Here is a 15,338-nt window from a genome sequence, read left to right on the forward strand (position 1 = left end):
CACGCTGCAATGCAGCAATAACGGCCCAAGCACGAACGCGCGCTTTCTGTTGAAATACGTGGTTATCCCGAATACTCGGGACGGGTTCTTGCGCCCGTTCAACGGTTTTTCATAGTTAGCGCACGCATAAAGGCAGCACCTCACTCATGGACGAAACCTTCACCAAGTTGGCCCTGGATTACCACGCCTATCCCACCCCGGGCAAAATCTCCGTCACGCCAACCAAGACGCTGGCCAATCAGGATGACCTGTCGCTGGCCTATTCGCCTGGCGTGGCAGCCGCCTGCATGGCCATCTACGATCAGAGCAACGACGCCGCGTCGCTGTACACCTCACGCGCCAACCTGGTCGGCGTGATCACCAATGGCACGGCGGTGCTGGGCCTGGGCAATATCGGCCCACTGGCTGCCAAGCCTGTGATGGAAGGCAAGGGCTGCCTGTTCAAGAAGTTTGCCGGCATCGATGTGTTTGACATCGAACTGGCCGAAAACGACCCTGACAAACTGGTCGACATCATCGCGGCGCTCGAGCCGACCCTGGGCGGCGTCAACCTAGAGGACATCAAAGCGCCCGAATGCTTCTACATCGAGAAGAAGCTGCGGGAACGCATGAAGATTCCCGTCTTCCACGACGACCAGCACGGCACCGCCATCATCTCCTCGGCCGCTATCCTCAATGGTTTGAAAGTGGTCAGCAAGGACATGGACAAGGTCAAACTTGCCTGCTCTGGCGCCGGAGCGGCGGCCATCGCCTGCCTGGACCTTCTGGTGCATCTGGGAATCAAACGCGAGAACATTTACGTCGTGGATTCGCGCGGAGTGATCTGGGAGGGCCGCGACGAAAACATGGAAGCCAACAAGCGTCGCTACGCCCAGAAAACCGATGCGCGCACACTGGCCGACGTGGTCAAGGACGCCGACGTCTTCCTGGGTTGCTCGACGGCTGGCGTGTTGACGGGCGACATGGTCAAGACCATGGCCAGCAAACCCTTGATTCTTGCTCTGGCCAATCCCGAACCAGAAATCCGCCCCGAGATCGCTCGCGCGGCGCGTCCGGACTGCATCGTCGCCACCGGCCGTTCGGACTACCCCAACCAGGTCAACAACGTCCTGTGCTTTCCCTTCATCTTCCGCGGCGCGCTCGATGCCGGCGCCACGCGCATCACCGAAGAAATGAAGCTGGCCTGCGTGAAGGCGATTGCAGAACTGGCCCAGGCCGAGCAAAACGATGAGGTGGCCCGCGCCTATGCCGGCCAGGAGCTGTCCTTCGGCCCCGAATACATCATCCCGAAGCCATTCGATCCGCGCCTGATCGTGCAGATCGCTCCGGCCGTAGCCCAGGCGGCGGCCGACTCCGGCGTGGCCAGCCGCCCGATCGAAGACATCGAAGCCTACCGCCAAAAGCTCATGGGCTTTGTCTACCATTCGGGTCAGCTGATGCGCCCGCTGTTCAAGCAAGCCAAGACCGCACCCAAGCGTGTGGTCTACGCCGATGGCGAAGACGAGCGCGTCCTGCGCGCCGTACAGGTGGTGGTTGACGAAAAACTTGCCCACCCCATCCTGATCGGTCGCCCCGCGGTTATCGAGATGCGCATCCAGAAGTCCGGGCTGCGTCTGATCGCCGGCCAGAACATCGAGATCGTCGATCCTGAAGACGATAGCCGCTTCAATGACACCTGGCAGGCCTACTATGAATTGCAGGGCCGCAATGGCGTCACGCCGACCGTAGCCAAGGCCATGATCCGCAAGCACAACACGCTGATTGCGGCGATGTTGCTACGCCGCGGCGATGCCGACGCCTTGTTGTGCGGCGTGGCCAGCAAGTACGACAATCAGCTCAAGTACATCGACGAAGTCATCGGCACCAAGCCCGGCCAGACTTTCGCCGCGCTCAACGTCCTCATGCTGCCTGACCAGACCCTGTTCGTGGCCGACACGCATGTCAACGAAAACCCGTCGGCCGAAGAAATCGCCAATATCACCATCCAGGCTGGTGAAGAGATGATGCGCTTTGGCGTCATGCCGAAGATCGCGCTGCTGTCGCACTCGAATTTCGGTAGCCGCCCGACGGAGTCTTCACGCAAGATGGCTCATGCCCGCCGGCTGGTTGCCGAACGCGCCCCGCACCTGGAAGTCGATGGCGAGATGCATGCCGATGCTGCGCTGTCGGAGAAAATCCGTCTGCAGGCCTATCCCGACAGCTCGCTCAAGGGTCCGGCCAATCTGTTGGTAATGCCCAATCTCGATACCGGCAACATCACCTACAACATGCTCAAGATGACGGGCAGCAACGGTGTGGCCATGGGCCCCATCCTGCTGGGCGCGGCCCGTCCCGTGCATATCCTGACTACCAGCGCTACCGTGCGCCGCATCGTCAACATGACGGCGCTGGCGGTGGTCGACGCGCAGCAGGAAGCAGAGGCCCGCTGATACGGCGCATTACTGCAAACCGGGGCTTACTTGCCCCGGTTTTTTTTTGGTTCATCGCGGAATAGCGTGGAGCCGTGCTTGATTGCCGTTACGCTTGATCCTTGATTTTTCAAGGATCAAGGCCGGGATCATGCTGGACCGCAAGACGATCGAGAGGTTGGGTGGGTGGGAAGGTTATCGGGTGGAGCGGGTCGTGTGGCCTGAAGGTGAGAGCCGGACGGTCACGATTTACCTGAAGCCTTCAGCGCGAACGATGCACTGCGAGCACTGCGGCAACCGATGTCGGCAGGTGCATGAGACGACCACGCGCCGGGTGCGGGATCTGCCGCTAATGGCGCTGCGAGTGACGCTGGTAGTGCCGCGTCGGCGGGTCTGGTGCGAGCAGTGCGGTGGACCGCATCTGGAGAGGCTGAGCTGGCTGGGCCGTTACCAGCGAGTGACCGACCGGCTGGCCGAGGCGGTCAGCCAGTTGCTTGAGTCCAGCAACATTCTGGCCGTGGCGCGCTTCTTCCAACTGGGTTGGCACACGGTCAAGGCGCTGGACAAGGCCCTGCTGCGACGGGCGATCCAAGAGCCGGACTGGAGCCAGATCCACTACCTAGCGATGGACGAGTTCGCTCTACACAAGGGCCATCGTTATGCCACGGTCGTTGTCGATCCGATCCGCCGTCAGGTGCTATGGATCGGTGATGGCCGCTCGCGCGAGACGGCCAGAGCCTTCTTCGAACAACTGCCAACTGGGGTTGCCCAGCAGATCCGGGCCGTAGCGATCGACATGACGACGGCCTATGAGCTGGAGATCCAGGCCAACTGCCCCAACGCCGAGATCGTCTACGACCTGTTCCACGTCGTGGCCAAGTACGGCCGTGAAGTGATAGACCGGGTGCGTGTAGACCAAGCGAACCAGTTGCGGCACGACAAGCCGGCCCGCCGGGTGATCAAGTCCAGTCGCTGGCTACTGCTGCGCAATCGCAAAAACCTCGATCCGTGCCAATCGGTAAAGTTGGACGAGTTGCTCCAGGCCAACCAGCCCTTGCTCACCGCTTATCTGATGCGCGATGAGCTCAAACAGCTGTGGTTCTACCAACACCCCGGCTACGCCCGCCAGGCATGGGATCACTGGCTGCAACAGGCTCGGGGCAGCGGCATCGCCGCCTTGGCTCACTTCGCGCTCAAGCTAAAAGCCTATCTGCACGGGATTCTGTCTCGCTGTCGCCACCGGCTCAACACCAGCATCGTCGAGGGCATCAACAACACCATCAAAGTCATCAAGCGCCGCTCCTACGGCTACCGCGATCAGGAGTACTTCTTCCTCAAGATCCGGTCTGCATTCCCCGGTATTCCTCGATGAACCTTTTTTTGTTCTGCACGGCTCGCCCACCTCAAAGAAATATCGCGCAGAAAAAAACGATTCGACTGATACACCCGCGATCCAGCCCGAACCATCATCGCGGCTCCGATCACTAAATGCAAATCAGTATCAGTCGCACATGTCTATTCCTGCTATCCGTGCCCGTGCACTGCCTCCATCGTCGCGCCTGGGCAGCGCCTTCATTGCAATCGGCCTGTCAGCTGCCACGACGCATGCAGCCGCCATGCCTGCTGACCCCGTGCAACTCGCGCCGGTGGAAGTCACCGCTTCTCCAGGGCCCAAAGTGGACAACTCGGCTTCGCCCAAGTACACCCAGCCCGTGCTCGACATCCCTCAAACGATAAACATCATCCCGGACAGCGTCCGCGAGGAGCAGAACGCCCACGGTCTGCGGCAGGTCCTCAACAACGTCAGCGGCGTGACCTTCAACGCGGGCGAAGGCGGCGGCGGTCTGGGAGACAACGTCAACGTGCGCGGGTTCAACGCCAGCACCAACTTTCAGATCGACGGCCTGCGCGACAGCGGCCAGTCCAACCGCAGCGATCTTTTCAATTACGAGTCCGTTGAAGTCATCAAAGGGCCTAACTCCGTCTTCGGTGGTGCCGGCACCACCGGCGGCAGTATCAATCTGATCACCAAACGCCCCCGCCAGGAAAACTTCGTGCATGCCGAGACGGGCCTGGGCACCGACCGCTACCGGCGCGTGGCGCTTGACGCCAATCGGACCCTGCCCGAGGCCGCTGCCGCGTGGCGCCTGAATCTCATGGCGCACGGCAACGATGTGCCTGGACGCGATCCGGTTGATCGCAAGCGCTGGGGCATCGCGCCGTCGCTCAAACTCGGTGTGGGGGGCCCCACGCAGTGGACGCTGAGCTATTTCTACCAGACAGACCGCAACCTGCCCGATTACGGCCTGCCCGCGCGCAATGGGCGGCCGCTGGTGGGCCGCCATGCCTATTTTGGCTGGCGCAACCTGGATCACGAACATGCGCATTCGCATATCGCCACCTCCGAAGTCATCCACCGCTTCGGCTCGGGCGCCACGTTGCAAAATCTCACGCGCTACTCCCAACTGGACCGCGACACGGTGATCTCCGCTTCGCAGATCAGCCTAATGGGATTGCAGCCGGGCTACTACAAGCCGGCCGGCCCCCAGGGCTACGGCCGGAACATGAGCACCAAACTGCTGGCCAACCAGACCCACCTCAATGTCGACAGCGAGCTCCTGGGGCTCAAGCACAAGATAGGCGCTGGGGTGGAGCTATCGGAAGAAACCTTCCGCCTGCAGACCTCCAGCTACAACCTGAACAAGCACTATCCGGCTTCCGGGTATCCGATCGCCAACCCGCCTGGCTACTGGAGTGGCCCGCGCGTGCGCAGCAACACCAATCTTCTGCGCAACAGCCTGGTAACACGCGCGCTCTACCTCACCGACAGCGTGGCACTGTCACCAGACTGGGATCTCGGTCTGGGCCTGCGGCATGACTGGATCGACGTGCGGGGCCGCAGCCAGCCCGAAGGCGGCTCAGCCACGCGCAACCTCTCCAAGACCCGTGCATTCAGTGGCCGGGCTGCCGTGACGTACAAGCCTGCCGACAATGGCCGGATCTACCTGTCATACGGCAGCTCGTTCAACCCCTCGTCCGAACCCGCGGTCACCACCGGCCGAGGTTTGGCTGCGGCCACCAATGATCTCGCACCCGAGCGCAACAACAGCCTGGAACTGGGTACGAAATGGGACGTGCTGGATCGCCAGCTCGCTCTGACCGCAGCGCTGTTTCAGACCACCAAACAGAATGCGCGCGAGCGCCAGTCCGATGGCAGCAACACACTCACCGGCAAACAGCAGGTCCGCGGCCTGGAGTTGGGCGCCACCGGTAGGCTCACGCCCCAATGGGATATCTACGCCGGCTACACCTACCTGCACAGCCGTACGCTCAAATCTGCGGTCAAACCCGAACAGGAGGGCTTGCCTCTGGGCAATACGCCCAATCACAGCCTGAGCGTATGGACGACCTATTCTTGGCCGTCCGGGTGGAAAGCCGGCTATGGCATCCGCACGATCGGCAAGCGTCCCGTCAGCTCTGCCGGCGGGGGCGATATCCCGGGGTATGCGGTGCACAGTCTCATGGTGGCCTATACCGTCAACGCCAACCTCAGCCTGCAACTGAACGTCGACAATCTCACCAATAAAGCCTATATCGAAAAGGTTCGCCAGAACCCGGGGGCGCAGGCCCGCTCCTCGCAGGTGGAGCTTGGCGACGGCCGCTCGGCCATATTGACAGCGCTTTGGCGTTACTGAGACCGTCCAATGCTATTGCACATCCCTGGCGTGCTGGAGCCGGCCGTGGCGCACCAATATCTGCTCGATCTGTTGGCCACAGAGTGGGAAGACGGTGCGCGCACGGCCGGTTTTCAATCGACGTTGGTCAAACACAACCGTCAGCTGCCACCCGGCAACACGGTCGGCCAGCGCATCGCCACCCATATCGAGCAACAGTTGCTGCGCCACCCGCTGTTCATCTCAGCCGCCCTGCCCACGCGTATTTTTCCGATGCTGTTCAATCGCTATGGCGTCGGCGAAGCCTTTGGCATGCACGTCGACAACGCCATTCGCTACCCCGCCGGAGAAACGCGCGGGCTGCGCACCGATCTGTCTGCCACGTTATTCCTGCGGCCGCCCGAGGACTACGAAGGCGGCGAACTCGTCATCCAGGACACCTATGGCGAACACCGCGTCAAACTTCCTGCAGGTGACATGGTGCTCTATCCCTCCACCAGCCTGCATCGCGTGACGCCAGTCACGCAGGGCGAACGGATCGCCGCCTTTTTCTGGATACAGAGCCTGATACGCGACGATGGCCAACGCACCTTGCTGTACGAACTCGACGGAGCCATTCAGGACACCGCGAATGCGCTGGGCACGGGCAGCCCGCAAGCCGTAGCGCTTACGGGCGTCTACCATAACCTTCTACGCCGCTGGGCAGAGCCCTGACTACTGGGAGGCCACGTCCGCCGGTTTTGAGGGAAAATCTGCGCATGGCCGGCGCCCGCCGGCACCTCGAGGACAAGGACGCTCCCATGTTGCAAGACGCTCTGCTGGCCTGGCTCCACTATCTGGCCATCTTTCTCGTCGTCGTACTGATCACCGCCGAATCCGTGCTCCTTCGCCCCAGCCTGACACGGGAGGCGCTCGGCCGCCTGCTCACGTACGACCGCTTTTATTTGCTGGCGGCCCTGTTGGCCCTGATCACCGGCGTGCTGCGCTTCGCCTTTGGCGCCAAGGGCGGCCTGTTCTACATGATCAACCCCTGGTTTCATGCCAAGCTGACCGTATTCATCATTATCGGGCTCTGTTCGCTCAAGCCGACGCTGACCTATCTGCGTTGGCGCAATTCGGCTGCCAAGGATGCCGATTTTCTGCCCGACGCCCAAGCCATAGGTACGACCCGGCGCTGGGTGATGATCGAAGCGCACCTGCTCATCCTGATGGCGCTGTTTGCCACATTAATGGCACGCGGCATCGGTATTTGATGTAGAAGACAGGCCATGATTCTGGCGCGCCCCGGCCCTGCTCACCCCAGAGCAGCCGCCACGGCCCGCTCGCCTATGGCCAGGCCCACCGTCATGCCCACACCCGAATGCATGACGGACACCGTGGTCTGGGTATCGGCCTGCAAGACCGAATACGGTGCGGGGCCATGAGCGCCATAGACACCTTGCCAGCGCTCCAGCACCAGCAGGCGCGCACCAAGCGCCTGTTGCGCCAGGCTCAGGAGCGTCTCATCGACGGCCTCATCGTTGAACGGCAACGCATCGACGCCATAACGATGCGAATCGCCCACGATCAACTCCCCATACGGCGTTGGGCTGATCAACAAATGTATACCTTCGCGCATCAGGAACGGGCTGTGCTGCTCGAAGGTCTGCCGCAGACGTTGCGCGCTGGGCAGGTCCGAGAACGCACCGTAATGCACGCAGGACAGCCCCGTGAGCAGCGGCATATCAACCTCGAACGCCTGTTCGACAAATGCCACCCGCAGCATTTGCAGGCGAGAGAGTTCCAGGTTCAGCGGCGCGAAAATTTCCGGCCACAGCATCAGATAGTCATGTCCCGGACAGGCGAATACATGGCCTGCCTTGAACCGGCCCGCCGTGGTGTCGACTTCGCCCCCTTCGACTTTGCGCGCCAGCGTGCCGTGAATCATCGCCACGCCGAGGTCGTCGCCCAGATGACGGGTAATGGCAGGCAGCGCTTCGCGTGAGTAAATCTGCAGGTCGTCCTCTCCGCGCAAGGCCGCGCAATGGTGCTCCAGACGCCCCCCATAGAAGGCGGCGAGCTCGCGATTGCTGAGCAGTCGCGCGGCGTAACCCTCGGCCGCCAGGCGATGGCTGGCGAACTCTTCCAGCACATCGCTTTCCTGAGCCGTACGCGCCAGCACCAACGAGCCGTTCGCCCTGACATGAAAACCGGCCTGGCCGGCCAGTTGCAGCCACAAGGCACGCGTCTGCCTGGCGAGATTGGCCATGTCGCCAGGAGCCTGCCCCGTCACCAGTACCTGGCCAAAATTCCGGATGGTGGCACCATGCGCCTGACGGGCGCGCTCGACCACCGCAACGGAAAGCCCGCGGCGGGCGCTGGCCCACGCATGCGCCATCCCGAGGATGCCGCCACCGATGACCACCACATCAAATGATTTCATTGCACTATCTCTCAAGGCAGCAGACGGGCGCGCACCCTGCGCGCCCCTGACGTTTTACTTCTTCTTCGGTTCGGACTTGCTGTCGTAGCGCTTGGTCCATTCAGCCAAGATGGGTTCGCGTTGCGTGGCCGCCCACACGAAATCGTTCTTGATCATGCGCGAGGCCAGATCGGCAGGCAGATTGGGATTGGATGTCGCCACCGCGGGGATGGCCAGGACCGCAAAATTGGTCTTGTAAAGCTCATTGGCCGCGCGACTGGCGGAGAAGTCAGCCACTTTGCGCGGCCTCCATGTTCTTGGTGCCGCGCACGATAGCGGTCGCCTCGACTTCCCAGCCCAGCCCTTCGCTTGGGAAAACCGGCTGTATCGGAGCGCCCTCGGCCTTGAGCTTGGCCGCACGATAGTCGAAGGACACTCCGATCGGAAACTCACCCGAGGCGGCAAGGTTGCACGGTTTGGAGCCGGAATCCGTATAGCTGCCGATATTCTTGTGCAAGGCGTCCATGAAGGCCCAACCCTTTTCTTCTCCAAACATTTGCAGCCAAGCGCTGACGTCCAGAAAACCCGTGCCGGAAGAAGCCGGATTGGGCATGACGATCTTGCCCGCATACTCGGGGCGCGTGAGGTCCTGCCACGACTTTGGCTCGGGCAGATTCTGCTTCTTGGCTTCGATGGTGTTGAAGCAGATAGCTGCTGCAAAGGCATCCATGCCAACCCAGGCTGGCACCTCCTTGGCGTCGCGCATGGTGGGGGAAATCTGGTCCAGGCCTTTGGGGGCGTAGGGTTGCAGCATTCCTTCCTTGTCCATCAGACCCAGCGAGGTTCCGGCCAGCCCCCAGATCACATCCGCCTTGGGATTGTTCTTTTCGGCCAGCAACTTGGCGGTGATGATGCCGGTGGAGTCGCGTACCCATTGGATCTTGATATCAGGATACTCGCGCTCGAAGGCAGCCTGATAAGCCTTGATCTGGTCGGCTTCAAGAGCGGTGTAAACCGTCAACGTGGTCTGTTTCGCCATCGCGGGCGCCGCGCAGCCAGGGCCAGCAGACTCAAAGCGCGGCGAGCAAACAGGTGGAACTCAGGCATGAATAAACTCCGTAAGGGGGCAGGGGGTGACTCAGGGCCGTTCGCCGCGCGCCAGACGTGCCGCGATAGCGCTGAGCACGCCGGGCAGCTCGGCCACGGTATCGATGAAATAGTGAGGTTGGGCTGGGGCAAACACCTGACGGGCGCGCTCACGCGCCTGGTTTCTTGCGTCGTCTTGCAGCGCCTGCCACTCCGACAGACTCAGCCCTGCAGCATTGCCGGATAGCAGCACACCCACCGACCACATGCCTGCCCGCCGGCCTTCCTCCACGCCGACGCTGGTGTCATCGACTTTGACGCAACCGGCTACGTCATCAATGCCCAGGGCAATGGCATTTTTCAGCGCCATGGCGGGCGCGGCCGAGCACGCGCTGCATGACGGCTGCGGGATACCCCGAGCACGAACCGACCTTCAAGCCGCGTTCGGCGAGATCCGCCAGCACCTCAACCGCGCCGGGAATCACGTCCGAGTACTCGGCGACCTTCTCCAGTTGCATGGGCAGAAAACGCTCGTAGATGGACGTAACCGCCGCGTCATCCGGCAACACGCCAAAACGCTCCTGATACTGTCGCGCGATATCTGGCTCATTGCACAACGTGCGGATGTGGTCCCATTTGCCCATACCCATCGGGCCGCGCGCCTGCGGCAAGGACAGCGTCACGCCAAACTGCGCAAACGCGTCGACGAAAACCCGGGTCGGCGCAAACGATCCGAAGTCGACCAAGGTACCGGCCCAGTCGAATATCACGGCCTCAAGCCGGGTGGGAAGAACATTCATCGCATTTCCAGTAAACAAAGAGATACGGCCATCAATCGCGCGGCACGCCGCGCCAGTTCTGCGTATGGCTCAATAACGCACGGCCCAGGCCGTGCAATAGCAACGACACCGCGGCGGAACTGGCCATGATGACGGTGCACATGGCCGCCGCGGGTCCGATAAAACCGGCATCATCCATATTGAGCACGGCGACCGCGGCCAGTACGGTCGAAGGGCTGTAGAGAAACACCACCGCCGAAACCGTCGTCATCGCGGATACGAAGAGATACCGCGCCGTAGCCAGTACGGCGGGCAGGCACATGGGTAGCGTCACGCGCCAGAAGGTAAGCACGGCGGGTACCTTCAACGCCGCCGAAGCCGCCTCGAATTCCGGGTCTAACGCGCTCAGTGCCGTAACAGCAGTCAGATGTGCGCTGGTGTAGAAATGCACGACCGTGCATATCACCAACAGGGCCATGGTGCCGTACAGACCATTGAGAGGATTGGATGGGCTATTGAAAAAGAAGATGTAACCCAGGCCGAGAACCAGGCCCGGTACAGCCATGGGCACGAGCGCCAACAGATTGACCAGACTGCGCAACGGCCGGGTCGCCGCGCGAGCTGGCAACTTCTCTATCATCCAGGCCCCGCCGAATACCAAAGCCGTCCCGATCAGGGCCGTCAACGCAGCAAGCGTCAAACTATTGCGCCAGGCCAGCCATCCGCCTCCGTCCATGTTGTCGAAATCATAGGAACGCAGCGATACCGACAGGTTGTAGGGCCACATTTTGATGAATGAGGCCCACACGGCCACGCCCACCAGGGTCGTCAGCGCCAACGCCACCAGGATACTGACGAGCAGGAAACCGCTGTCACGCAGCGCATGCGGACGTGGCTCGTAACGTTGCGACCGACCGCTCAACGCCGCGCCCTTGCGCGTGCGCATGCGACGATCCAGCGCGAATGTCAGCACAGCGGGGATCAATAACATCAGCGCGATGGCCGCGCCCTTGGAGAAGTTCTGCTGCCCCACCACCGCCTTGTAGGCCTGTACCGCCAGCACGTTGTAGTCGCCTCCGATCACCTTGGGGACGCCGAAGTCCGTGACGGCAAGGGTGAATACCAGGCAGCAGGCCGAAAACACCGCGTAGCGCGTGCCAGGCAGGGTGACGGTCAAGAAGGTACGCAACGATCCGGCTCCCATGGCACGGGCAGCATCGTAAAGGCGGCCATCCGCCAACGTCAGTCCGGTGACGAGAATCATCAAGGCATGCGGAAAGGTATAGAACACCTCTCCGGCCACGATCCCCCAGAAGCCATAGATGGTCGCTCCACCAGTCCAGGCCTTGATCAAGCCCTGATTGCCCAGCAAGTAAATCAGTGCGATGCCAGGCAGCAGCGACGGCGCCAGAAGCGGCAACAACGCCAGCATCCGCAGCAGACTCTTGCCTGGCATCAACGTGCGCGTCAGTCCATAGGCATAGCAGTACGCGAAGGGCACCACAATCGTGGCGGTCGTCAGGCCCACCAACAGGCTGCGCCCGATCATGGCCATGAAATCGGCTTGCAGCACGATGTCACGCAACAAGCTCATGCCGCCCTGCTCTCCGGAGAGAGCGCGCGCAAGTATGGCCGCCAGCGGCAAGGCCAGACAGATCACCAATGCCAACGCATAGCCGCTCTGCCCTGCTATGCAGGTCCAGCGCCCGGCCCAACCCGGCAGACGGCGGCGCAAGGGTATGTCATGGCACACCCCCTCCAGGCGGCTGGGCGGCGGCACAGCCATGGACTCAAGCGTAGGCACGTAACGCATCACGCGGCAGCTCCACCCAGCACCGGCCCGCGGCGTGTTGATCCAACAAGGCATCGCCGGCTTCGGTGGACACCACGGTCTGCAGCGACAGGCCGGGCATGCCGTCCAGACGCAGCGTCAAGCGATAACTACTGCCCAAAAACACACCATCCTCGACTTCCGCCAGAAAGGCGTTGCCCATAGGCAGCCCTTGCGGCTCGGCCAACCGGACAGCTTCCGGGCGCAAGAACAAGCGGCCGCGCTCTTGCGCCGGCACGCCGCTGACTTCGATTAGCTGACGTCCGACACGCACGTGGCTAGCGTCGACACGCTCATAACCCAACCAATTGGCCTTGCCAACAAAGTCGGCGATGAAGGCCGTCGCGGGCTGACGGTAAAGGTCGCGCGCCGTGCCGAACTGTTCGATACGTCCGCCGTTCATGACGGCGATACGATCGGCCATTTCCATGGCTTCTTCCTGGTCATGGGTCACCATCAGCGTGGTGATCGCCAGCCGGCGTTGCAAGGCACGCAGTTCAGCGCGCAGGTGCGTGCGAACACGCGCATCCAGTGCCGACATGGGTTCATCGAGCAGCAACAAAGACGGCGCAGGCGCCAACGCCCGCGTCAGAGCAACGCGCTGCTGCTGCCCTCCGGAAAGCTGCCCGGGATACTTGCGTGCTGCCGCGCCCAGACCCACCAGATCCAGCATTTCGACTACACGGGCGGCCACGCGCTGACGATGGGCACGCCGCCCGCTCAGGCCATACGCGACGTTCTGCTCGACGGTCATATTCGGAAAGAGCGCGTACGACTGAAACAGAATTCCATAATCCCGCTCGGCCGGGGTAGCCTGGGAGATATCGCGGCCACAAAGCACGATAGAGCCGCTATCCTGCATGTCCAGGCCTGCTATGGCGCGCAACAACGTCGTCTTGCCGCAGCCCGATGGGCCTAGCAAGCAGACGAACTCTCCAGCGCGAATATCCAGTGACACATCCGCCAGCGCGGCATGTTCGCCATAACGCTTACCCAGATTGCGCACCGACAGAAATGTGTTGTCGGCCAGGCTCATCGCCCCTCCCTGCTGATACGGTTTCTTGCCTGACCGCTAGTATCGGGAGCTTGCATGGACTGTCTATGACAGTTCTCGCAAATGCCGTAATGAAATCATCAAAATATTTTGGTTTACTGACGGTCTTGCCGCTTTCAACGGACACGCCGCTGGCGTGCCACTCCCATTGCTCGTCGCCGAACTCAAATCTTTCTATGCCGTCGCCCGTTGCGGATCCGTCACCAAAGCCGCACTGCAACTGGGCGTCAGCCAACCCACGGTGACAGGCCAGTTAAGGCAGCTTGAATCACGTTACGCCATTGAGTTGTTCTACCGCCAGGGCCGCTCGCTGCGCCTGTCGGACGCTGGCCACCGGCTCATGCCGCTGGTCGAGCAACTCATGCTGCAGGAAAACGAGATCGAATTTCGCCTGCGTGATGCGTGCGAATTGCGCGAGGGCAATCTGCGCATTGGCGCAACCGGTCCTTTCTACATCATGGATACCGTCAGGCGCTACAACGAACGCTATCCAGGCATCGACCTGCACCTGAGCATCGGCAATTCGCAGAGCATGCTGCAGGCGCTGCGCGAATATCGCATCGAGATCGCAACCTCCTCGTATGCGATGGAAGACAGGCAGTTGTATCGGCGCATGATCGCTGCCGATCCTCTGCATGTGGTCGTGCATCGTGAGCATCCTCTGGCTCGCCACAAAGCCATCGGCCTGAGCGACCTGCAACCTCACACCCTGCTTTTGCGCGAGCCTGGATCCATGACGCGCCAACTAAGCGAGCAGGCATTGGCTAGCGCAGGCGTCACTCCAGCCAGGATACTGGAGATTGGCAGCCGCGAATCCATACGCCAGGCCGTTCTGTGCAATCTAGGAATCAGCCTGATTCCAGCCCGCGAAGCGCCTGCGCATCCCGAACTTGCCGCCCTGCCCATCACGGGCAATCCGATCATGATGCATGAATACCTTTACTGCCTGCGCGAGCGTCAGCCGGTCCAGTTGATTGCCCGGTTTCTCGAGCTCGCACCCCAGGCCTCGACTCACTGACGTGGACTCTCCTGGATAAAAAAAGGTTCATCGAGGAATACCGGGGAATGCAGACCGGATCTTGAGGAAGAAGTACTCCTGATCGCGGTAGCCGTAGGCGCGGCGCTTGATGACTTTGATGGTGTTGTTGATGCCCTCGACGATGCTGGTGTTGAGCCGGTGGCGACAGCGAGACAGAATCCCGTGCAGATAGGCTTTTAGCTTGAGCGCGAAGTGAGCCAAGGCGGCGATGCCGCTGCCCTGAGCCTGTTGCAGCCAGTGATCCCATGCCTGGCGGGCGTAGCCGGGGTGTTGGTAGAACCACAGCTGTTTGAGCTCATCGCGCATCAGATAAGCGGTGAGCAAGGGCTGGTTGGCCTGGATCTCCAGCTCATAGGCCGTCGTCATGTCGATCGCTACGGCCCGGATCTGCTGGGCAACCCCAGTTGGCAGTTGTTCGAAGAAGGCTCTGGCCGTCTCGCGCGAGCGGCCATCACCGATCCATAGCACCTGACGGCGGATCGGATCGACAACGACCGTGGCATAACGATGGCCCTTGTGTAGAGCGAACTCGTCCATCGCTAGGTAGTGGATCTGGCTCCAGTCCGGCTCTTGGATCGCCCGTCGCAGCAGGGCCTTGTCCAGCGCCTTGACCGTGTGCCAACCCAGTTGGAAGAAGCGCGCCACGGCCAGAATGTTGCTGGACTCAAGCAACTGGCTGACCGCCTCGGCCAGCCGGTCGGTCACTCGCTGGTAACGGCCCAGCCAGCTCAGCCTCTCCAGATGCGGTCCACCGCACTGCTCGCACCAGACCCGCCGACGCGGCACTACCAGCGTCACTCGCAGCGCCATTAGCGGCAGATCCCGCACCCGGCGCGTGGTCGTCTCATGCACCTGCCGACATCGGTTGCCGCAGTGCTCGCAGTGCATCGTTCGCGCTGAAGGCTTCAGGTAAATCGTGACCGTCCGGCTCTCACCTTCAGGCCACACGACTCGCTCCACCCGATAACCTTCCCACCCACCCAACCTCTCGATCGTCTTGCGGTCCAGCATGATCCCGGCCTTGATCCTTGAAAAATCAAGGATCAAGCGTAACGGCAATCAAGCA

10 protein-coding genes and 2 pseudogenes are annotated in these 15,338 nt (G+C 61.6%); 6 read left to right on the forward strand and 6 right to left on the reverse strand.

The genetic code is table 11. The features are described from left to right. Nucleotides 1–146: 146 nt before the first annotated feature. The 5 genes from LK440_RS12045 (at nt 147) to LK440_RS12065 (ending at nt 7,335) form a co-directional block, all read left to right on the forward strand. Nucleotides 147–2,429: an NADP-dependent malic enzyme gene (locus LK440_RS12045; protein WP_005012366.1), complete on the forward strand. Its 2,283-nt coding sequence runs from the start codon at nt 147–149 to the stop codon at nt 2,427–2,429. Nucleotides 2,430–2,559: 130 nt separating this feature from the next. Continuing rightward, nucleotides 2,560–3,780 (forward strand): ISL3 family transposase, encoded by a 1,221-nt coding sequence (locus LK440_RS12050; protein WP_005012365.1) that lies wholly within the window; start codon nt 2,560–2,562, stop codon nt 3,778–3,780. Nucleotides 3,781–3,919: 139 nt separating this feature from the next. Next, nucleotides 3,920–6,103, forward strand: coding sequence for a TonB-dependent receptor (locus tag LK440_RS12055; protein ID WP_005018941.1), 2,184 nt, complete (start codon nt 3,920–3,922; stop codon nt 6,101–6,103). A gap of 9 nt (nt 6,104–6,112) precedes the next feature. Further along, a complete protein-coding gene (locus LK440_RS12060; RefSeq protein WP_005012364.1) occupies nt 6,113–6,796 on the forward strand; it encodes a Fe2+-dependent dioxygenase in 684 nt (227 codons plus the stop codon). 86 nt (nt 6,797–6,882) lie between these two features. After that, on the forward strand, nt 6,883–7,335 hold the full coding sequence (locus LK440_RS12065; RefSeq protein ID WP_025341349.1) for a DUF2214 family protein: 453 nt from the start codon (nt 6,883–6,885) through the stop codon (nt 7,333–7,335). Between the two features lie 41 nt (nt 7,336–7,376). On the opposite strand, the gene LK440_RS12070 is transcribed toward LK440_RS12065, so the two are convergent. The 5 genes and pseudogenes from LK440_RS12070 to LK440_RS12090 all read right to left on the reverse strand — a co-directional run bounded on the left by LK440_RS12070 (nt 7,377) and on the right by LK440_RS12090 (nt 13,215). Continuing rightward, nucleotides 7,377–8,504, reverse strand: a complete 1,128-nt coding sequence (locus LK440_RS12070) for a TIGR03364 family FAD-dependent oxidoreductase (protein WP_005012362.1) — start codon at nt 8,502–8,504, stop codon at nt 7,377–7,379. Between the two features lie 54 nt (nt 8,505–8,558). After that, nucleotides 8,559–9,522: pseudogene (locus LK440_RS12075) on the reverse strand (putative 2-aminoethylphosphonate ABC transporter substrate-binding protein). Between the two features lie 99 nt (nt 9,523–9,621). After that, nucleotides 9,622–10,369, reverse strand: a pseudogene (locus LK440_RS12080) (phosphonoacetaldehyde hydrolase). A 31-nt stretch (nt 10,370–10,400) separates the two neighbouring features. Next, nucleotides 10,401–12,134 (reverse strand): putative 2-aminoethylphosphonate ABC transporter permease subunit, encoded by a 1,734-nt coding sequence (locus LK440_RS12085; protein ID WP_370510759.1) that lies wholly within the window; start codon nt 12,132–12,134, stop codon nt 10,401–10,403. Nucleotides 12,135–12,138: 4 nt separating this feature from the next. Next, entirely contained in the window at nt 12,139–13,215 is a 1,077-nt protein-coding gene (locus tag LK440_RS12090) for a putative 2-aminoethylphosphonate ABC transporter ATP-binding protein (RefSeq protein ID WP_005012356.1), read from the reverse strand. A gap of 166 nt (nt 13,216–13,381) precedes the next feature. On the opposite strand from LK440_RS12090, the gene LK440_RS12095 reads away from it, so the two are divergent. Then, the gene (locus LK440_RS12095) at nt 13,382–14,251 is read left to right on the forward strand and encodes a LysR family transcriptional regulator (protein WP_005012355.1); all 870 of its coding nucleotides are present in this window, start codon (nt 13,382–13,384) and stop codon (nt 14,249–14,251) included. 27 nt (nt 14,252–14,278) lie between these two features. Here LK440_RS12095 and LK440_RS12100 read toward each other — a convergent pair whose 3' ends face one another. Continuing rightward, nucleotides 14,279–15,283, reverse strand: coding sequence for an ISL3 family transposase (locus LK440_RS12100; RefSeq protein WP_005012353.1), 1,005 nt, complete (start codon nt 15,281–15,283; stop codon nt 14,279–14,281). Nucleotides 15,284–15,338: the final 55 nt, after the last annotated feature.

Origin of the sequence: Bordetella holmesii (assembly GCF_020735985.1) — a bacterium.
GTDB classification, from domain to species: domain Bacteria; phylum Pseudomonadota; class Gammaproteobacteria; order Burkholderiales; family Burkholderiaceae_B; genus Bordetella; species Bordetella holmesii.